This is a genomic window from Cellvibrio fibrivorans, assembly GCF_031457055.1.
GTDB lineage: Bacteria > Pseudomonadota > Gammaproteobacteria > Pseudomonadales > Cellvibrionaceae > Cellvibrio > Cellvibrio fibrivorans.
Genome location: NZ_JAVDVX010000002.1, coordinates 258,999 through 278,758, shown reverse-complemented (window position 1 = coordinate 278,758; position 19,760 = coordinate 258,999). Strand labels below are relative to the sequence as shown.

Genomic DNA, 19,760 nt, shown 5'->3' with positions numbered 1-19,760 from the left:
TTCGTTTTTAACCCATTGAACACCTACTTCACGAACATTACTGGAGCTAACTTTCATGATTCATTCAAAAGCCATATTGTCTGATGGCAAAGGAAATTTCCACTTAACCACAATTGCCATTGGTACTCCGGCACAAGACGAGGTGCTGATTAAATTAAAAGCATCAGGCATTTGCCACACCGACTGGGACTCCATCAATACTTGGAACAAACCTTTTATTGTTGGCCATGAAGGTGCTGGTATTGTTATGGCCGTTGGTTCAGCAGTAGCCAAAGTAAAAGTTGGTGATAGAGTCATCTTAAACTGGGCAATTCCCTGTGGTCACTGTTTTCAATGCCGCGAAGGCAATACTCATATCTGCGAAATAAATTCACCGGTTTGTGGGCAAGGTCTTTGCGGGCACGCGCACCCAGATGCTGCAAGCCATCAAGGCGCGCCGATTGAACGCTCATTTCATCTCGGCACTATGTCTGAACATAGCATTGTTAAAGAATCTGCAGTGGTCAAAATTCACTGCGACATCCCCTACGCTACCGCATCAATTATTGGTTGCGGTGTTATGACGGGCTGGGGCTCCGTAGTCAATGCCGCCAACGTCAAGCTGGGTTCATCTGTCTGTGTAATTGGCTGCGGTGGTGTCGGCTTAAATGTTATTCAAGCGGCGAAATTGTCGGGCGCCAATAAAATTATCGCCATTGATATCAATAGCGGGCGTTTGGATCAAGCTAAAAAATTCGGCGCGACCCACGGTGTCATAGCGACACGAGAAGATAAGGATTTTAACGAAGTGGCCGCGCAAGTACGTGCGATCAACGGCGGGCGCGGAACAGACTATGCTTTTGAGTGCACCGCTGTTCCCGCGCTTGGCTCAGCACCACTCAAACTTATTCGTAGTGCCGGAACGGCGGTGCAAGTCAGTGGCATTGAGCAGCGCATTGATTTTGACTGTGAATTATTTGAATGGGACAAAATATATATCAATCCACTTTATGGGATGTGCAATCCCGACCGGGATTTTCCACGCATTTTGGATTTATATAGTGCGGGCCAATTAAAATTGGATGAGTTGGTCACTAAAACCTATCGCATTGAGGATGTAGCACAGGGTTTTGATGATTTAATTAATGGCCGTATCGCCAAAGGTGTTGTTGTCTTTGATGACGAGGAATAATACAAATGGCTGTTATTAGAATTGAACAATCCAACCCGGAATATCTTGCTGAACATTTTCAATTACTCACCGTTCAGAGCTCACACCTAAACCGACGCTGCGATATCAGCGTCTTTAACGCTCATCCCGACAGCAAAGATTTACCAATTGTAATTTTGTTGCACGGCGTTTACGGCAATCACTGGGTATGGTCGGGCTTGGGTGGCGTACACAAGGCCTATAGCGATGAATACGCCAAAGGTGGTCTCAGCCAAATGATATTGGTGATGCCTTCCGACGGCGGATTTTATGGCGGCTCAGCTTATTTGCCGCTGGCAAACGGTGAGAATTATGAAAAATGGATTGTGGAAGATGTGATTGCTGCGGTTATAAAGTGCAATCCGTCCGCCTCACTCGCCTCCAACGTTTATATTGCTGGCCTATCAATGGGCGGTTATGGCGCACTGCGCCTAGGAGCCAAATTCCCTACAATTTTTAAAGGCATATCGGCGCACTCATCAATAACAGACATTCGAGAAATGGCGCAATTTGTCGCTGAAGACTTATCGCTTTATAACACTCATTTAACTTATGAAAGCGATATAGTGCATTGGTTACAGGTGAATAAAAACCACCTTCCACCAATTCGATTCGATTGCGGAACTGAAGACACGCTTTATTCAGGCAATCAGAGGTTCAACCAGAGGTTACAACAACTTGGCATTACTGCTGAACTGGAATCATTATCCGGTGAACACAGTTGGGATTATTGGAATCGTAATGTTCGTAAAACATTCGATTTTTTTAGTCAAATTCAAGAATTAAATTATCAGTAATTATATTAAAAACACCTCATTCAAATGCCCTTACCTACCTTCTCAACTCCTTTTCCTCACAAGAAAAGGAGTATCCCCACCAAGTTCGCAAACTAAACCACAGCACCCGTTTAGAAAAATTATTCTTACCGACAATTTCTGTACCACATAAAAAAATCGCCCTTAACCATAAGGTTAAGGGCGTAAAAAGTAGGGAATATTAACTTAAAAGTTACCTAGAGCAACATCAGGCCTATTGAATTTCAAATAACCGTACATTGTCAATCCGATAATTGAAACCTTGTCCCCACACATTGGTACCTACATGCAACTCTTGTGCTCTGGTTGCCCAATCGGTAACCGTCGAATCGCGAGCAACATCAAGTACAGCAGCAAAGGTTTGTTTCGCTTCCGAGAGCCAGTAGACCCCTTTAAATGCACCACCAATCACCGTTGCATCGAAATTGGTTGGATCCACAACAGAGACACGGAAGGTGTGACTGGCTGATTCAAATCCAACAATCTCCACATCCATAGTAACCAAATAACGTTTACCATTTTTAATAGCGCCAGTTGCTAACGGCAAAATATTTCTAATGTCACCTGCTTTCCCTGACTCCAAGCTCATTGCTCCTGAGATCGGACTATTAGCACTCACCATTGCGCCAGCACCAAGCTTCCAATTGCCCACACCAGACTCAAAAGTGGAATCATTTTCAGAAATAAGATTGTTCGCTTGTTCAAAACCGTATTTATAAACACTTACATCATCCAACTCAGTAGCTTGGTTTGCGGTAAATGCATAGGTCATTCCCTGCCCACCAGTAAATGCCACAGCATTCGTACGTGCACCTCCGCCATGTTCATACATAGAATTACCGGTAATCCGTGTGCCAGGAACACCTGCCACTGTGCCGAAGATAGCGCTGGTTGCTGCACTTCCCCACCCATCGGCATGTTTTACACGATTTTCAACTATGTAGGTTGCCCCAACTTCTAAACCAGTAAGATTTGCGGTAATTGTATCCGCACCAGAAAAACTGGCCAATTGTGCACCTTTAAAGTCAAGCCCCAATGCCGAGGTAGTTTTTACTGAAGCAATACCGCCTTTTTCTGCAACCCAGCCGACTAATCCACTTTCAAATCCACCATTAGCTATGCGCGATATTGTAGGGGCTCTAGTAACGGTTAACTCTGCAGTGGCAGTTGCTTTACGGCCGGTAGAATCAACCACATCATAAGAGTAAATAAACGTCTTGGTATCTGCCACATGCTGGTAAAAAGCAGCAGGCTCAATCACCAGCTTGCCATTAGCAGAGCCAGAAAACTTAAATGCAGGAGCATCGCCAACTGGTTTTAATGTATTGTAATCAACACTGATTGCATCACCATTCCAATCCACCACATTGGGTGCAGCAATTAAATCCAAATTTACTTTTGTACCAGCAGTTGTAAAAGTGGCTTTTTGTGGCCCATAAACAGTGGGCGGTTCAGGCTCTGTAGAAACACCATTAATCGTGATAATAGCTGTGCGCGGCAAACTGTGATTGTGATCATTAACCTTGTATTCATAACTAAATACACGAATATCACCACCCTTAATGGAATCCTTAAACGATCCAACATTTATGGTGACAACAGAACCGACCAAGGTTGCTGCCGAGTCAGGATTGGAAATAACCTTGACATCAGTGATTGATAATGGCTCTTCATCAGCATCAATTACATTTTGCAACAAATCAACCGAAACCACATCTGCCGCATCTTCTGCAGAGGTGAGCACTATATTTTCAAACTCCGGCGCAGCATCTTCACCCATTACTGAAAAAGTTGCGGTTCGCTGCACATTATTGACACCATCACTAATGTTATATGTGTAAGTAACTGTACGCACATCACCCGTATCTAAATGAGGCGCCAAAGCCGAAGGGCGAACACCAATACGAACACCGGCACTCTCAAAACCCGTGGTATCAGCAATATCAGCAGTCAGATTGCGCACCAATAGAATGTCACCATCTGTATCGACAGCTCCACTCAATAATTCAACAAATTCAAACGCATCTTTTTCACTATAAACCTTGGATATATTGCCGCTGTGCGTTGGTGCTGCACTGCCACCTGAAGCCGTTGATTTTTTATTATCATCGCCACCACAGGCAGTTAACGCTGATACGATCATTAAACCAACAAACAATCTGGATCTTTCATAGAGTTTCATATTAAACACCACTTATTTATTTTATTAGCGAAAGGTGCGGAAAAATCCGCACCGGTCTTAATGGATAAGTTAGAAGTTCACACGCACACCCAAACGGAAGGTAGCCCCTACCTTATATTCAGTGTAAGTGCGGGATTTGGTCGCCTCACCATCTAATGGATTACCTTCTTCGTAGGCAACAAACTCATAACCCTTTGCATTATCTGCACTGTAAACGCGCTGCACTTCCAATTCACGGCTCGTAAAATAGGTGCGATATACTGCATCAGTCAGATTGGTTGCCTGAAAGGTGAAGTCCATGTTTTCGCTAAATGCATAGGTAGCAGAGAAGTCCAGCGTATCGCGCCCCTCATTCCAGATTGACCCCTGATTCCAGGTACGCCCTTGCAGACCAGTGTTGTAATCTGTTCCCACCAAAGAATCACTAGACCCACGATAACTCAAGCGCACTTGATGACCATCTTGCTCCCAATAGGCGGTCAAGTTGTAACTGTGCTCAGGGGTATCCGCCACAGGAAATGCCGGTAAGTTTTTAGTTGGATCAATAGTCGATTTATCTGGCTCATACTCACTATTTTGATAGGTATAGTTAGCCGACATACCTAAACCACTCAAAAAGTAGCCAGGCAAGAAATCGTAGGATTGGCTATAGCCTAATTCCACGCCGGTGATCGTTGCACCTTTGCCGTTAATAATTTTATTTACGCTGTATTGAGCACAAAGATCGCGCAAATCATTACTAAAACGATTAGGGTCTGTTGCCCACCATCCATAATCCGCTGTTGCGCGTAATGGCATACAGCCCTGCAAGCCATAATCATTAGCAGCGTCATCTGTTGGTAACTTAATCAGCGTGGAAGCATCGACAGGCCCATCAACATTGCGCAAGTCAGAGATATAGGTTTTTGCACTTTCTACATCGGTAAAATTGGTCATGTCTTTATTAAATACAGCGACACTCAACATGCCCGAATCAGTGAAATACCATTCCAGTGATACATCAATATTTTTGGATTCCAATGGATCCAATTTGGTGTTGTACATACTCACTTTACTACCGGTATCACCCGATGCCCAGTAACCATTTTCAACGACCTGAAAGCCAGGGCGTAGCTGATCAATTTCCGGGCGAGTCATAGTCTTTGAAATAGCAAACCGGCCAACTAAATCATCACGGAATGCGTAATTAAGGTTTAAACTCGGCAATACATTGCTATAAGTGTGTGAGCCTCGAGCTTCAAACGATTGGAGCTCTTTATTTACTTGCGTTTCAAAATTAAATTGATTGGCATTATTCGTTGCAATAGGTGATGTACCATCATAAGAAATGGGTGAACCCCAACCATTTTCACGAGTCGTTGATACATCTGCATAACGCCACATGGTTAACCAGTTAATAGTTACACCTGGATCAGGCAAGGTCGGATCTTGTTGATAGGCAACCCATGCAGCGTAATCAGGATCATGGCATGGGCCTTGATCAGGAATAGGTGTCCAACCAGCGGGATCGCTACCACTGGAGGTGTCCCAGCCAAGCCCATCAACACGCTCAAACTTACCTTCATAGCCAGGGCGATTCGTAGCGGTACTATAGGGGCGGCACTCGGGCAAAGAGGTGTCGCGCAATTCTTTTAATTTCACTAAATCAAATTCACGCTCAAGCGATTCACTGAACTGCCAAAAATCTGCACCCGCATAACCCTTGGATTCCACTTCTGTTTTTACATAGCGCACACCTATGTCACCGGTGAGGCGTTCATCCAAAAATGAGAAGTTGGTTTTTAAATAAAAGGCTTCAGTATCAATATCTGTGGTGCGCGATTCAGTATTATTAGGTGTGCGAACAGTGTTCTCATCATCCAATACCAAACCTACAGCCGCGCGCGCATCAATAGGCAGCCAACCTTTAGTAGCATTGTCACGACCATAACCCAATGAACTCATAAAATCGTTATAGTCCAGGCCATCACGCGCAACTAAAGAAGCAGTAACATCAAGTAAAGCGCCACCCGGAACGGCGACAGGATTGCCATTTTTATCGGTAACAACATCCGTTTTGGTTACGGAATTAAATTGATAGCGTTGGTTATCTACCATTTTTTCACGCTGGGTAACTTTTGCACCAAATTCGATCGTAGTCAGACCAAATGTATCTAAGTCAAAGTCAAAATCAACCTGCGCATTTTGCAACGTATCTTCAACAGTCACATCGGTTTCAGAGAGATATGCCAAATGGAATGTATCTGTATCCAATGGATTAAAACCCGTTTTAACAATGTTATCCTCATAACCAGGAATCAATACACCATCAACAGTTTTATCTAATAACTGATCGCCAAAATCGACAAATGACGTACCAAACACTTGCACACAACGTCCGCTCGTGCAGTCATAACCCACAGGCTCAACGTCAGCACCCGCATCAAATAATTTACTAGCAGGAATATTCTTGTAGTTTTGCAAGGCCGCATATGCATTAGGCAAGCTTTCTGACGTACTTTCCGAATAGCCAATTTGCGCTTCCATACGGAAACGATCAGTCAACGTTTGTTTTAACTTCAAACTCGCACTGGCATTTTCTTGATCGTCCCCACCCTCAGAGCGAGTCATGTCCCCAGCACCAAATCGATTGACCATTTTTGTCATAGTATTGGTGCTAGTATCCACGCCATACCAATCCGCCTGCGGATCAGTGAATGATGCCGCCGGGCGCAAATCGCCCAATGGCTTTTTGCCTTCAACAAAATTGGCGTTGCCTGGGTAGCGTGTTTTCAGTGCATCTAAACTACGGGTTTGCTTTTGCTTGCTGTAAGTCGTATCCAGCATCAGCTCGGTATCTGCAGTAGGTGCCCACTGCACACCCAATGTCATACCTTGTCGATCAGATGCGTTTTGATGTAGTTCGTAACCGGTATTTTGATGATAGATAGCCTTGATGCCTGAAACTATTTCACCGTTTTGATCTGTTGCGGCCGCGATTTCAGGAGAGGCAATAAAATTCTCTACGCGATACTGATCTTTGCGATAATTGTTTGTTTCATCGTATGCACTAATGGCAACACCCAGAGTGTCATCCAGAAATTTTTGCGTCGCAGAAATTTGCAACTTATGATCCGCCTCATCAGCGAAATCGTTATAGCGCCCCTGCACTGTAATCGAGCGAGAATCTTCACGCTGGTCCAGTGGACGAACAGTTTCCAAATTAATATTTGCTCCCAATGAACCTTCATCGTGATCGGCACTTGGGGTTTTGACAACTTCCAGCTTAGAAAGAATGTCTGCAGAAAATGAACTTAAATCAACAGATTGGCTAAAGTCCGTACTGGTTAGCTGCTGGCCATTCAAGGTGATAGTGTTTTGCGCAGCAGTTGCACCGCGAACCGTCACACTGGCCCCCTCACCATCCCGGCTTACAACCGTCACCCCTGTCACTCGCCCTAAAGAGTCTGCAATATTCTGGTCAGTGGTTTTACCCATGTCCTCAGCATTAACAGTATCGGTAATGTTTTTTGCATTGCGCTTATCATCTATCGAGCGCTGAAGCGCACCACGGATACCGGTTACGGTAACCTCTTCCACTTCCTGTTCTTGCGTGGATGCACTGTTAACTGGCTGTGCATAAATAGCACCGCTGTTAACTGCACATATTGCCGCTGACAACGCCGTAATTTTAAGGCGGTGAGTGATGTTTGACATCGTAAAGCCCCCATGTAGGTATTTATTGTTTTGTCTCATGCCATCCGTCCATTCGAAGCAACATGAATCGGCACAAAAAAGCAAAGTATTTAACGCCAATTACAATACTACTCAGCTATTCATCATTGTCAATAATCAATTGTAGATTGTTAGCAATTTACACTTTGAACTTAAGTAGTGTGAAAAAAGGTAACCATAGCGCATGCGCCACTATAGCGATAAAGACAAAAAGCAGACAAAAAAAGGGAGGCACAGGCCTCCCAAAGAACACAACAGCAAGCACAGAAAAACCTTATTCAGCAAAACCATTTGGGTTGCGCGACTGCCAGCGCCAAGTATCCGCCATCATGCGTTCAACATTGAATTCAGCAGCCCAACCTAAACGCTCCTTAGCCAGAGAGACGTCGGCATAACAACTGGCGATATCGCCGGGGCGGCGCGCGCTGATCACATAGGGTATAGATTTGCCGCACGCCAGCTCAAATGCTTTCAACATCTCCAATACGGAATAGCCAGTGCCAGTACCCAGATTATAGGTTGAACAACCTCGCGACTGCTGCGTCAAACCATTGAGTGCTGCCACATGACCTCGCGCCAAATCCACGACATGTATGTAATCGCGCACGCCAGTGCCATCAGGGGTCGCATAATCATTGCCATAAACGGTAAGCGCCTCACGCTTGCCCACTGCGACCTGGGCGATATAGGGGATCAAGTTATTAGGTATCCCCTTGGGGTCCTCACCGATTAAACCTGACTCATGAGCACCCGCAGGATTAAAGTAACGCAGGATTGAAAAGTTCCACTGATTGTCTGGCGCCTTGGCCATATCACGCAGAATATCTTCTACGATCAACTTGCTGCGACCATAGGGATTGGTGGCTGACAGAGGAAATGATTCGTCAATGGGTACAGATACGGGATCGCCATAAACGGTCGCCGAAGAACTAAATACAAAATTAAAAACTGAGTGCTCCTCCATGACCTCTAGCAAAGACAAAGTACCCGCCACATTATTCCGGTAATACTTGATAGGTATTTGGGTAGACTCTCCCACCGCTTTCAAGCCCGCAAAATGCATTACACAACCTATCGCATAATCAGAAAAAACTTGATGTAACGCGGCTTTATCATTGATATCCAACTGAAAAAAATCCGGTTTAACACCGGTAATTTTTTCAACTCTGGCCAGCGACTCTAATTTTCCATTTGATAGATTATCTACCACTACCGGAAAGTAACCATTATTGATTAATTCGATGCAAACATGACTACCTATGTAACCTGCACCTCCGGTTACCAAAACCTTCCTAAGATACGATTTCATTACCATTTCCCAAATACGGAGTTCATATAAACCTTACTTAATGCAAACAATTTCGAAAATATTGCCATCAACATCCGTATAAAACAAATTTCCAGTTGTGGATTCAATCTGAAAAAGCTCCCGCGCCTGAATCAAGCTATCAACTATGGAAAATATATCCTTCTCTTTCATGCGCAACTCAATTCGCTGCTGTGAATCTGCATTGACACAAGGAGCAGCGGCCAGCTTTAGGCACGCCCCCCCTAAATTCATATAAAAACTACTTTCGCCAAGCGTATTTTTTAACTCCATAACATGAGCAGAAAACAAACGCTGGTAACGCTTAGCTGACTCAATAGGATCTTTCACACTTAGTGATTGCCAGCGCATGAATAACCTCAAAAATTATAACAATTCAGGATTTATAACAAATCGCTCATAATCTTTACCTAATGCATCAATCAAGGGATTATCAAAACGGAATATTTTTCGTTTTTTCAGCTCAGAAAATCTCACAGCATCCCCGTAATATTCATCCCACAATTTCCTAACAGCACCCGACTCATAAGCAATGTGAAGCCCCTTTTCAATACGCTCAGCCAGTTTGATATTTTTTTTGTTTAAGAAAAAGAATTTTGGCAAAGGATAATAAATACATACGTTTTGGTCATAATTTAAATATTCAACATCCTGATTTTTCTTCCACTCCCGTTCCAGCTCATTTGCACCAATCAAAAAAATATCACCACGATCATTGGCGGCCATATAAAACAAACCTTTGATATTACCGCCCTCAACAACTTTAAAACCAATTTTTTTGAGTATTTCGCTATCTAACCAACCACGCCCCTGAATGATCGTCAGTTTCTTCAATTCTTCCAAGGTTTCAATTTTTTCCAACTTACGCTTAGAGTCTGGCGACACAAAACCAATACGGTAGCCAGTAACACCCAAATCTACGGGAAACTCCACGCCATGCAATTTTTCAATGATGTCATTGGACGCCGAATCTTTATAAACAAAATTTTCGAATTGATTATCCTCAGCAAATACTCGCAAACGTGAGTAAGTGGGCACATCGCCTTTAGGCAAATCTCTAATTTCGTAGTCGCCGTATTCCGCCTTGGTAGCATCCAGTGCCAGGCGCAACAGGTGGTACTCGTAGATTTCCTCTTTTGGCGCTATCTCCCCCGAACCAAAGGTGATAACGGTAGGAGCCGCTGCAAACACATTTAGCGCAAATATGGCAATACTTAAAATTATAATACGCAGCATACACCACCTGTTAATTGTTAACATTTTACACAATGCTAGCGCCAATACAGGTAGATTGCAATGCCATAAGCGAGAAGTTTTTGCGGCAAATTAAGAACGTTTACGCGAATTTATAGGAAGATAAAGGGACGGCGGGAATAAGCGCAGAAACAAAAAGCGCTGCGAAACAAGCTATCGCAGCGCTTACGAAAATATCAGGCGGAGATTATCAGGATGCTACATTCTGAAAGGTGCCAGGATCCAATATCTGCCGACGGGTTTTAAAACGGCAAATATAATTCCAGTTCCATGAAGAATCATACTTGTGACACAGCCCCCACGCCAATCCAGCCATAGGGTCTTGAGTGTCCGCAGCGGGGTCGCGATATAAACCCAACGCCTCTGGTGCACCTTTAATATGCGCCATGATGTCAAAGTTAATACCATCCGGTGACCATTGGCAGGTATTTTTTTCTGGCCCATCGGTAGTCAACAAACTGGCAATTCCACCATTCACATGCCACACAACAACCTCATGCCCACTGTTGGTGATCGGATTAAATTCCGATTTCACATAAGGCCCTTCAATTTTATCGGCAATGGCAACCCCGTGTTTTATTTCACGTCCACCAAAGTTCATACGCTCCCCCATAATTTCACCTTTGTAATAAAGATAAAATTTATTTTGATAAAACATCAAACATGGGTCATGCACTTTATGGCTATCAAAATCGCCGCGAATTTTGCAATGAAAGCGGTTGTCTTCATCACCATCCCAGACACCATTATCGGCTGGCGTTAAAATGGGAGCTGGACTTTTAACCCAAGGGCCATAAGGCGAGTCTGCACTGGCGAGTGCAATGCATTCTTTGGTGCGATTTAAATAAGGCGCTTGGACAGTTTGATAAACCAAATAATAGCGACCTTCATGGGCAAGAACCTCAGGCGTAAATACCGCGCGATCATCATAGGCGCCAGATGCACCGGCTACGATCGCCGCACCCTGCTCTTTCCAATCCCAACCATCGCTGGAGGTTGCATGCCACACTTCAGTTTTATCCCAGGGAAACACTTTATCCTCAGGATTATTGCTACCAAAACCAATAGTTTCACCTTCACCTTTGGTGTACCAAACATGATAAACACCATCGACACTGATAACCGCTGAAGGGTCACGGCGAATCACTCCCTCTTGGTAGGCAAAATCACCGCCCAAGGGTTTTACATCAAACTCAAATACCCAGTCGGCATTTTTTTGATCGTAGCCACGTTCAATAGCGCGCAAACTGGCTTTACTTAATTTTTTTTCTGGAAGATCACCCATATCTCACTCACTTTTTAAAATGATGACTTGAACTATTTTTATCAGGTACAGCGTTTATCAGGAACAAGATTTATCAGGCGCGACGCTCTAGCGAATGATTCATGAAAAATCGATTCGCCAATAACATTGCCCCCTGCGCCGCCATCAAAGCTCCCTGATACTTAACCGATTTGCCTTGGTAAATTTGTATTGCTGTAGCATAGCTATCCACTAAATGATCGGCACCGATCAAATGTATTTTTTTTCCCTCACCATAAAGATGCATTGCTGCTTTTACCTCAGCACCAATCAATACACCCGATAAGTATGCGGCACTCACATTTTTTTCATGCAGACCTGCTAACACTCTGGAGCGGGCACTGAATATCAAATTCAATAAAAAAGCATCTCTCGTATTGGCCTTAATGCCTTGAACAAATGCAGCCTCATCATGAATTTGTGTACCGCTCACCAACAAACTCTGCGCACATAAATTGCCAAAGAGCTCGCCCGAAAATGCGGTGTAAAAATCAACAATTTTTCCTCGCTTAAGTAACACCCATTTTGAGTGGGTTCCGGGTAAACATAAGAGCGCCTCTTTTAACTCTGCTTTACTCGCCTGCTGCATCCAGCCCAGCACCTGAGTTTCCTCCCCGCGCATAACATCTGGCAAGCCTGTTCGCACATGGGTTTTCACGCCTGGGACTATATAGGCATGCACTGCGCCCACTTGAATGTTGATTAACTGCTCAGCCAATTGATAAGGATTCACGGGGCATTCAATATAAGGCGTTTCATACAAGCCAACATTGGAACCCACCGCCCCGCTCATTACAATCGGCACATTCACATACTGCGCAGGCAACTGCGCAATCGCATTCATTAAACATTGCTCAAGTTCAGCGCGCGATGAATGATTAACACCTATAGGCAGGGTAAGGCTATACACAATATCACCCAGGGTATTTACCACCTGCAGCCGAAAATTGGTGCCGCCCCAATCAATGGCAATCATGTCACCCAAGATATAGCCCTCATGCACGCAGTCATTAGTACAAAAATAGCGAGGAGAATATTAACTTTCCAAGGCCACTAAACTAGCGCCCTGCTCTGGCGTACAAATAAAAGGCGTTGCGATTAAACCCGTTTTTAATTGGTAATCAGCAAGAATGGGTTCCACTATAGACAATTTTTTTTGTGGCACCAAAGCGACAATACAGCCACCAAAACCGCCACCGGTCATACGCACACCGCCGTCGCTGCCCAATTCTTTATCCAGCGCTGCCACTAAATAATCAATCTCAGTTGTGGTGATCTCAAACAAATCGCGCATGGACACATGGCTCTCCGCCATCAGCTGACTCAACAGTGCGACATTATTGGTTGCCAATGCCCCAGCTGCTTTCAAGGTTCGCTCATTCTCTTCAATCACATGTTGTGCGCGCTTGCGCACCAGCTCTGGTAATTGATCGGCAGCAGCAAAAAATTGTTCTTTGGTTACATCGCGCAAAACGGATTGATTAAAAAATTTCGCCGCCTCTGCACACTGCTCACGACGTAAATTATATTCGCTGTCAACCAAGCCTCTTTTTACGCCCGAATTGATAATAACAATCGACAATTGTGACGGCATAAGGATTGGTTTAGTTTCCAGACTGCGGCAGTCGATGAGTAATGCATGACCTTGTTTTCCGCCAGCCGATACCAGTTGATCCATAATGCCACAGGCACAGCCGACATAATTATTTTCCGCTGCCTGGCCAATTAAGGCCAATTCGGTGGCCGGAATTTGAATGCCAGCAACCGTTAAAAGCGCCTGCGCTAAGGCAACCTCCAATGATGCCGAAGAACTTAAACCAGCGCCCTGCGGGACATTACCTGACACTACCAAATTACAGCCCTTGAGCTGATAACCGCGATCTACCAGTGTGCACACTACGGCGCGGACATAATTACTCCACATCTGGGTGGGATGAGCTTCATAGAGAGAGCTCAGTGCAAACTCATCGGTCTGCCCGGCGTAATCCAGCGCAATCACTTTAATTAAATTATCTTGCCGCGCAGAGGTGGCAACCAGCGTGAAAAAATCAATTGCTGCTGGCAATACAAAGCCATCGTTATAGTCTGTGTGCTCGCCGATCAAATTAACTCGACCCGGCGCTTTGGAAACAAAATCCGGCAATTGATTAAAATACTCGGTAAAACACTGGGTAACATTTTCCAACATACTCATAACCAATTACCTTTTAATCTGTAGATGCCGCATTTTTATAGTGAATAGCGGGTTGATCGCGCAAATACTGCGCCGCTTGTTCAGGAGTAATATCGCGCTGAACTTCACCCAGCATTTCGTAACCCACCATGAATTTTTTGATAGATGCCGAGCGCAATAACGGTGGATAAAAATGGGCGTGCAACTGCCAATGGCTATGGTCTTCTGCGGTAAAAGGTGCGCAATGCCACCCCATGCTGTAGGGAAAGGAGGTTTTAAATAGATTGTCGTAACGCGTTGTTAATTGAATCAGAATATCAGCCAGTGATTCGCGCTCCAACAAAGAAAGGCTCAACATATCAGGCACATGACGCAGCGGTAACAGCAGCGTTTCAAATGGCCAGCTAGCCCAATAAGGCACTACCACCAACCAATCCTGATTTTGCACCACAATACGCTCTTTAAAGGCCAGCTCTTGCTGCGCATAATCCAGCAGCATGGGGCGTTGATGCTTATGTTGATAAGCCAACTGCTTTTCATCTTCCCGCTGCGGCAATGTCGGCACCGAACCTGTTGCCCAAACTTGTCCATGGGGATGAGGGTTAGAGCAGCCGTTGATCGCGCCTTTATTTTCAAAAATCTGTACCCAGGCATGATCTTCACCCAATTCGCGATACAAATCACACCAGGTATCAATAAGCTCTGTCACTGCCGTCTGGGACATTTCTGGCAGGGTTTTATTGTGACTTTCGGAATAACAAATCACACGGCTGGTGCCGCGCTCACTCTCGGCACAAAACAAATCGCTACTGCTTTGATAATCCCTGTCTTCCGGCCCCAGCGCCGCAAAGTCATTGGTGAATACATAAGCACCCACGTAGCTGTCATTCACTGCACCATTGATGCGGGTATTGCCCGGGCATAGATAACAAGCTGGGTCATAGGCAGGTTTATCATCCGCCGCCAGCTCCTCAATTTGACCCTGCCAGGGTCGTTTGGCTCTATGGGGCGAGACCAATACCCAGTCACCCGTTAGCGGATTAAACCGACGGTGCGGGTGATCACTCAATACAAACACTGGTTTCATATACCTATCCAACTAATGCTAATTATCGGGTTAACTGGCGCCATCATGTAGACGTGCTACAATTTATTAAAATTGCCTATTGTTAACAATCTACACCATTAAGATAGAATATGCACCCATAATAAACCGATAAATCACATATTTTTACCAACCTATATTTCGCACGCTACCTTTTCACGCGCTACCAAGGCTGCTCTATGAAGACCATCATGCTTGTCTGCGCAACCCGCAAAAAGGATGAATAATGACGAACAACCTCATCCAATCAGTCGTGATTGTCGGTGGCGGTACTGCTGGCTGGCTAACGGCAGGAATAATTGCTGCTGAGCATCAACACAAAATCAAACAAGGTGAGCTCCAGATTACGCTCTGTGAATCACCGTCGATACCTATTATTGGTGTAGGTGAAGGCACTTGGCCTACCATGCGCGCAACCTTAAAAAAAATAGGTGTATCCGAAACCGCATTTATTCGTGAGTGCGATGTTGCGTTTAAGCAAGGGTCAAAATTTTTACGCTGGAAAGATGGTTCAGAAAAAGATTTTTACTATCACCCTTTTTCCGTCCCGCAAGGTCAATCCAGCATTAATCTGGCAGAGCATTGGTTGAATACCAATGACCCTATGTCATTCTCAACCGCATTTCATCCGCAAGAAGCCATATGCGAAGCAAGTTTGGCGCCCAAGACGATTACCACGGCTGAATATGATGCCATCGTTAATTATGGCTACCATTTAAATGCTGGCCGCTTCGCAGAATTTTTACGAAAGCACTGCCTAACCAACCTTCACGTAGACCATATTCTTGCCGAGGTAACAGAAATTACGCAGCAAGAAAATGGACACATTCAATCATTAATAACAGACCGTGCAGGCATAATTACCGGTGATTTATTTGTTGACTGCACAGGTTTTACAGCAATGTTATTGGGGGAAACATTAGGCGTTGAAAAAATTTCAATAAGCGACATTTTATTTACCAACTGCGCACTCGCCACACAAATTGCTTACCCATATGAGGATAGCCCTATAGCATCTGCCACTCTTTCGAGTGCGCAGACAGCTGGCTGGATTTGGGATATAGGCCTACCCACTCGTCGCGGTGTGGGGCATGTATTCGCCAAGGAATATCAATCCATCGATCATGCAACGCAACAATTAATTGACTACATTCATGAAACTGGCGGTAATGGCTCGCAAATCAGCATACGAGAAATTCATTTTAACTCTGGTTATCGCAAAGAATTCTGGAAACATAATTGTGTGGCAGTAGGCCTTTCTGCTGGTTTTTTGGAACCCTTGGAAGCCTCAGCATTGGTAATGGTTGAACTCTCGGCATTAATGATTGCCGAACAGCTACCCAAGACCACTTCCGCTATACCCATTATTGCCAAACGGTTTAATGAGCGATTTAGTTATCGATGGGAGCGAGCAGTAGATTTTCTCAAACTGCACTATCTTTTAAGCCAACGAAATGACTCGCCTTTTTGGCAAGACAATCGCCAACCAAGCACCGCTCCACTAGATTTAAGTGAGCGCCTTTTACTCTGGCAAAACACCTCGCCTCAACACTATGACTTTGACCGCACCGGTGAAATATTCCATGCACTAAGTTATCAATATGTTTTATATGGTATGGGATTTAAAACCAACCTCGTTTTCAGCACGCCCTTGGAAACACAAAAAATGGCTACCGAACTGGTAATGAAAAATAAAATGATTACCAGACAATTACTGGACATTTTGCCGACACAGCGCGAACTACTACAAAAAATTAATCTATACGGCCTTAGCAGCATCTAAGGTTTTATGAGGAAAATTTCATGAACACTGGAAACATTGTTTTACTAGACCCCGTTACGCACAATAAACTAGGTGTAAACACCACCAAATTAAACAGCACCCACCATCAAGTTAATCGTGTTTACATTAATATTAATGAACTCTCAAACTTGGTACACGAATATCCCATATTCATTAATAAAAATAGTGTTACGGGGCAATTTCAACTAAATGCCATTCTAGGTTTTGAAACCGGCGAAAATTTGTATCTACAAAATGAGCAATGGAACGCACGCTTTATACCTATGGATCTATTAAGGCATCCATTTCAGGTGATATTTTCTGAAAACAACCCAAAAGCCACAGGCCAAATAGCCATTAATGAATCCAGTGAACTGCTGGAAAATATTGCCCATGAGAAAGCAGAAGCGATATTCGACCATAATGGAAATCCATCCCCTTACCTCCTGCGAATCCAAAAAATGATTACACAGCTTATGAGCGGCGCACAATTATCGCGCATCGCCTTACAAGGATTGCATCAACATAAGCTATTAATGCCTATTACGTTGGATATAACACTCAACAACGGCGCACAATCAGCCTTGGAAGGTTTTTATGGTATAGACGAAAATGCCCTGCAAAAGCTCAGTGGTGCAGCACTTGAAGAGTGCCATAAAAAAGGCTATTTAAATCTTTGCTATTTATTACTTAGCTCAGCCACACATTTAGAAAAATTGATTTCCTGGAAAAGCAATCTCATTACCCCACTGGCGTAGGGCGATATTATTGTGCAGGAATAAAATTCAGTAATGGCAAAGAGAACCAATATTTAGGATCGGCCGGAAGAACATCCCTATTTATTAAAGGGTTATTAATATAGATGACCTTACGCGCAGAAAGGTTAGCGTGCTCAACTACAGCCTGAATCATTCCGGACTGATAGAACAAGCGATCATAACTGCCATCGTTAATCGCAATTTCCATACCGGACAAAATCAAATCATAAAGCACTTTATTATCTGGCGACACATAAAAAAACAATGCCGACGGGTAAACCAATAGCAGGGTTTTTTCCACTTCAAGCTGAAGCTCGGCGCGATGCTCAAGATCCAGCCAAGGTTCATGCACCGCCAAGGACATATAATCAAAACGGTGACTGGCCAACATCGACCATAGGTTCCGCCCTTGTGCTGCGGTAACAACCGGAATTCCAGCGGTTTGCAGTATTTTTGTATCGCCCCAAAAATAACCCTGCCCCGCCGTTAACTTACGCAAATCTTCAAGTGTTTTTATATCGTTAAATCGATTTTGATCGCCCTTACGAATCACAAAAATACGATACCCCAGCAATCCTTTAAAAATAGGAATTTTTATCGGACGAAGATTTTTCTCCAAAAGATTAGAGGCAGATGACCATTTTAGGCTTAAGGTTCCCTTTTCTACGCGGCGAGACTTTCTCGCATCAGTAATAACTTGATCTAACTGATTTAAACAAACCTTAACCCCCGTTTTTGATAAAGATAAAGCCAAAAGATCATAGATAAGCTGATCCTTCTCTGATTCAATTAATGGAATTGTTGCGGTTACACTGCAGGCAGTGCAGATATAACTGTTACATAAGAAAATAGCCACTAAAGCATGCTTTATTATTTTAATTTTACGCATCACTAACAATTGACCTTTGTGATATTTAGATCATCTATAACTCTTATGAATACACATTAACTTTTTACCCTTACAGAATATACCTGAATAGTAATTTATTGAAATTTTATATTGTTCATTCCAAGTTCGAAAAATATATAAAATGGAATAACACCCAATAATGAAGCTAATAACGCTTACAACCGCTCCAATTTAAACGGATAGGTTTGATTTGCTCGCCACTGCCCCACATACAAGTTTTCATCTTCATCCACGCAGAGCGCGTGACAGTGGTTGAATACATCCCAAGTGCTGCGCATAGGCTGCAAAACACCATTGCGATATTCAGGCTGAGTACCACCAAGATTAGCGACGACACGATTGTCGCGATCAAACACACTAATAAAACCTGAATCGTCGGCATTTTTTCCATCGATGTGCGACCAGCATACCGGGGCAAAAAAATGATCGCCGCTAAACACCGGCCCACCTATGTAAGCTCCGGCCACATCGATTGCTCCGCGATAATCGCCATTGAGTTCAAATAATTTTAATGCTCGCTCTGCGCGTGAGCTCACCATCAAATGCGGATCTTGCGGATTGCGTAAATCCACTTCTATGCCGTGGGTGTTTTTTAAATTGTGTGCAGGGTTGGCATTATCGCCGCCACCCCAGTGACGAATGTAACGCCCGTTGGCGTCGTACTGCAGAAGATAATCCGAGCCGTAGCCATCGGTAATGTAGAGATCGCCATTGGGCGCCACGGCTATGTCGGTCGGGCGAAAAGGTTGATCCGGGCGATAGACCCCAATGGTTTGTGGATGGCCAATGGTATAAATCAAACGGCCATCCAAGGTGAGCTTGGCGATGAAGCCACTTTGCGCAATCACTTTATTGTAGGGTGATGCCCAATCATCGGTAGATTTGCCATCCCAATTGCGATTCAGCACCCAGCCACTATCCACCAAATAAATAACATCTTCACCGTTTTCATTAACAATGCGCAGCGCATGTGCTCCCGGAAATTGCGTGCCCCAGGCATCGAGCAATTTGCCATCCTTGTTATACACAATCACGTTATTGCGCGGATGATCGGTCACCATCACTATGCGCCCCTGTGAATCCATCGCCAAGCCATGACAATTTTCTACCGGCGTTTTTTGCGCATCAAGCAAACCCCAGTGACTATTAACCCGATATTGAAAATCGCCCTGCCCTACAATCAGACCATGTGGATCAATATTGGATTTGGGCAAGGGAATATTTTGCTTAATCATTGGCGGGCAAGC

Annotated in this window: 15 protein-coding genes; 4 read left to right on the top strand and 11 right to left on the bottom strand. The window is 44.2% G+C overall.

Going from position 1 to position 19,760, the window contains the following annotated elements:
* The first annotated feature begins 55 nt into the window (after window positions 1-55).
* Together J2X05_RS06085 and J2X05_RS06080 are read left to right on the top strand one after the other, a co-directional pair.
* Entirely contained in the window at window positions 56-1,171 is a 1,116-nt protein-coding gene (locus J2X05_RS06085; protein WP_310070099.1) for a Zn-dependent alcohol dehydrogenase, read from the top strand.
* Window positions 1,172-1,176: 5 nt separating this feature from the next.
* Window positions 1,177-1,986, top strand: coding sequence for an alpha/beta hydrolase (locus J2X05_RS06080; RefSeq protein ID WP_310070096.1), 810 nt, complete (start codon window positions 1,177-1,179; stop codon window positions 1,984-1,986).
* A 232-nt stretch (window positions 1,987-2,218) separates the two neighbouring features.
* Here J2X05_RS06080 and J2X05_RS06075 read toward each other — a convergent pair whose 3' ends face one another.
* From J2X05_RS06075 to J2X05_RS06035, 9 genes are all read right to left on the bottom strand, one after another.
* Entirely contained in the window at window positions 2,219-4,186 is a 1,968-nt protein-coding gene (locus J2X05_RS06075) for a hypothetical protein (RefSeq protein ID WP_310070093.1), read from the bottom strand.
* A gap of 69 nt (window positions 4,187-4,255) precedes the next feature.
* Window positions 4,256-7,882: a TonB-dependent receptor gene (locus J2X05_RS06070; protein WP_310070089.1), complete on the bottom strand. Its 3,627-nt coding sequence runs from the start codon at window positions 7,880-7,882 to the stop codon at window positions 4,256-4,258.
* Between the two features lie 292 nt (window positions 7,883-8,174).
* Window positions 8,175-9,209, bottom strand: a complete 1,035-nt coding sequence (galE, locus tag J2X05_RS06065) for a UDP-glucose 4-epimerase GalE (protein WP_310070086.1) — start codon at window positions 9,207-9,209, stop codon at window positions 8,175-8,177.
* A 33-nt stretch (window positions 9,210-9,242) separates the two neighbouring features.
* Window positions 9,243-9,578: a hypothetical protein gene (locus tag J2X05_RS06060; RefSeq protein ID WP_007640742.1), complete on the bottom strand. Its 336-nt coding sequence runs from the start codon at window positions 9,576-9,578 to the stop codon at window positions 9,243-9,245.
* Between the two features lie 15 nt (window positions 9,579-9,593).
* On the bottom strand, window positions 9,594-10,463 hold the full coding sequence (locus J2X05_RS06055; RefSeq protein ID WP_151057278.1) for a transporter substrate-binding domain-containing protein: 870 nt from the start codon (window positions 10,461-10,463) through the stop codon (window positions 9,594-9,596).
* A gap of 208 nt (window positions 10,464-10,671) precedes the next feature.
* Window positions 10,672-11,766 (bottom strand): glycoside hydrolase family 117 protein, encoded by a 1,095-nt coding sequence (locus tag J2X05_RS06050; RefSeq protein WP_151057276.1) that lies wholly within the window; start codon window positions 11,764-11,766, stop codon window positions 10,672-10,674.
* Between the two features lie 73 nt (window positions 11,767-11,839).
* Entirely contained in the window at window positions 11,840-12,760 is a 921-nt protein-coding gene (locus J2X05_RS06045; RefSeq protein WP_310071330.1) for a 2-dehydro-3-deoxygalactonokinase, read from the bottom strand.
* A gap of 60 nt (window positions 12,761-12,820) precedes the next feature.
* Window positions 12,821-13,978 (bottom strand): galactokinase, encoded by a 1,158-nt coding sequence (gene galK / locus J2X05_RS06040; protein ID WP_310070077.1) that lies wholly within the window; start codon window positions 13,976-13,978, stop codon window positions 12,821-12,823.
* Between the two features lie 13 nt (window positions 13,979-13,991).
* Complete coding sequence (locus tag J2X05_RS06035; RefSeq protein WP_310070074.1) at window positions 13,992-15,044, bottom strand: UDP-glucose--hexose-1-phosphate uridylyltransferase; 1,053 nt, start codon at window positions 15,042-15,044, stop codon at window positions 13,992-13,994.
* Between the two features lie 244 nt (window positions 15,045-15,288).
* Between J2X05_RS06035 and J2X05_RS06030 the strand changes: the two genes are divergently transcribed.
* Both J2X05_RS06030 and J2X05_RS06025 read left to right on the top strand, forming a co-directional pair.
* Window positions 15,289-16,845 (top strand): tryptophan halogenase family protein, encoded by a 1,557-nt coding sequence (locus tag J2X05_RS06030; protein ID WP_310070071.1) that lies wholly within the window; start codon window positions 15,289-15,291, stop codon window positions 16,843-16,845.
* Between the two features lie 20 nt (window positions 16,846-16,865).
* A complete protein-coding gene (locus J2X05_RS06025; RefSeq protein WP_310070069.1) occupies window positions 16,866-17,603 on the top strand; it encodes a SapC family protein in 738 nt (245 codons plus the stop codon).
* A gap of 7 nt (window positions 17,604-17,610) precedes the next feature.
* On the opposite strand, the gene J2X05_RS06020 is transcribed toward J2X05_RS06025, so the two are convergent.
* Window positions 17,611-18,492, bottom strand: a complete 882-nt coding sequence (locus J2X05_RS06020) for a transporter substrate-binding domain-containing protein (RefSeq protein WP_310070067.1) — start codon at window positions 18,490-18,492, stop codon at window positions 17,611-17,613.
* Window positions 18,493-18,668: 176 nt separating this feature from the next.
* Entirely contained in the window at window positions 18,669-19,748 is a 1,080-nt protein-coding gene (locus J2X05_RS06015) for an NHL repeat-containing protein (protein WP_310070064.1), read from the bottom strand.
* Window positions 19,749-19,760 lie beyond the last annotated feature (12 nt).

Bases quoted from the DNA above. Each gene is read 5' to 3' on its own strand.
- J2X05_RS06045 (WP_310071330.1), bottom strand. From the start codon at position 12,760: ATGATTGCCATTGATTGGGGCGGCACCAATTTTCGGCTGCAGGTGGTA.
- J2X05_RS06050 (WP_151057276.1), bottom strand. From the start codon at position 11,766: ATGGGTGATCTTCCAGAAAAAAAATTAAGTAAAGCCAGTTTGCGCGCT.
- galE (WP_310070086.1), bottom strand. From the start codon at position 9,209: ATGAAATCGTATCTTAGGAAGGTTTTGGTAACCGGAGGTGCAGGTTAC.
- J2X05_RS06055 (WP_151057278.1), bottom strand. From the start codon at position 10,463: ATGCTGCGTATTATAATTTTAAGTATTGCCATATTTGCGCTAAATGTG.
- J2X05_RS06025 (WP_310070069.1), top strand. From the start codon at position 16,866: ATGAACACTGGAAACATTGTTTTACTAGACCCCGTTACGCACAATAAA.
- J2X05_RS06080 (WP_310070096.1), top strand. From the start codon at position 1,177: ATGGCTGTTATTAGAATTGAACAATCCAACCCGGAATATCTTGCTGAA.
- J2X05_RS06075 (WP_310070093.1), bottom strand. From the start codon at position 4,186: ATGAAACTCTATGAAAGATCCAGATTGTTTGTTGGTTTAATGATCGTA.
- galK (WP_310070077.1), bottom strand. From the start codon at position 13,978: ATGAGTATGTTGGAAAATGTTACCCAGTGTTTTACCGAGTATTTTAAT.
- J2X05_RS06085 (WP_310070099.1), top strand. From the start codon at position 56: ATGATTCATTCAAAAGCCATATTGTCTGATGGCAAAGGAAATTTCCAC.
- J2X05_RS06035 (WP_310070074.1), bottom strand. From the start codon at position 15,044: ATGAAACCAGTGTTTGTATTGAGTGATCACCCGCACCGTCGGTTTAAT.
- J2X05_RS06015 (WP_310070064.1), bottom strand. From the start codon at position 19,748: ATGATTAAGCAAAATATTCCCTTGCCCAAATCCAATATTGATCCACAT.
- J2X05_RS06060 (WP_007640742.1), bottom strand. From the start codon at position 9,578: ATGCGCTGGCAATCACTAAGTGTGAAAGATCCTATTGAGTCAGCTAAG.
- J2X05_RS06070 (WP_310070089.1), bottom strand. From the start codon at position 7,882: ATGTCAAACATCACTCACCGCCTTAAAATTACGGCGTTGTCAGCGGCA.
- J2X05_RS06020 (WP_310070067.1), bottom strand. From the start codon at position 18,492: ATGCGTAAAATTAAAATAATAAAGCATGCTTTAGTGGCTATTTTCTTA.
- J2X05_RS06030 (WP_310070071.1), top strand. From the start codon at position 15,289: ATGACGAACAACCTCATCCAATCAGTCGTGATTGTCGGTGGCGGTACT.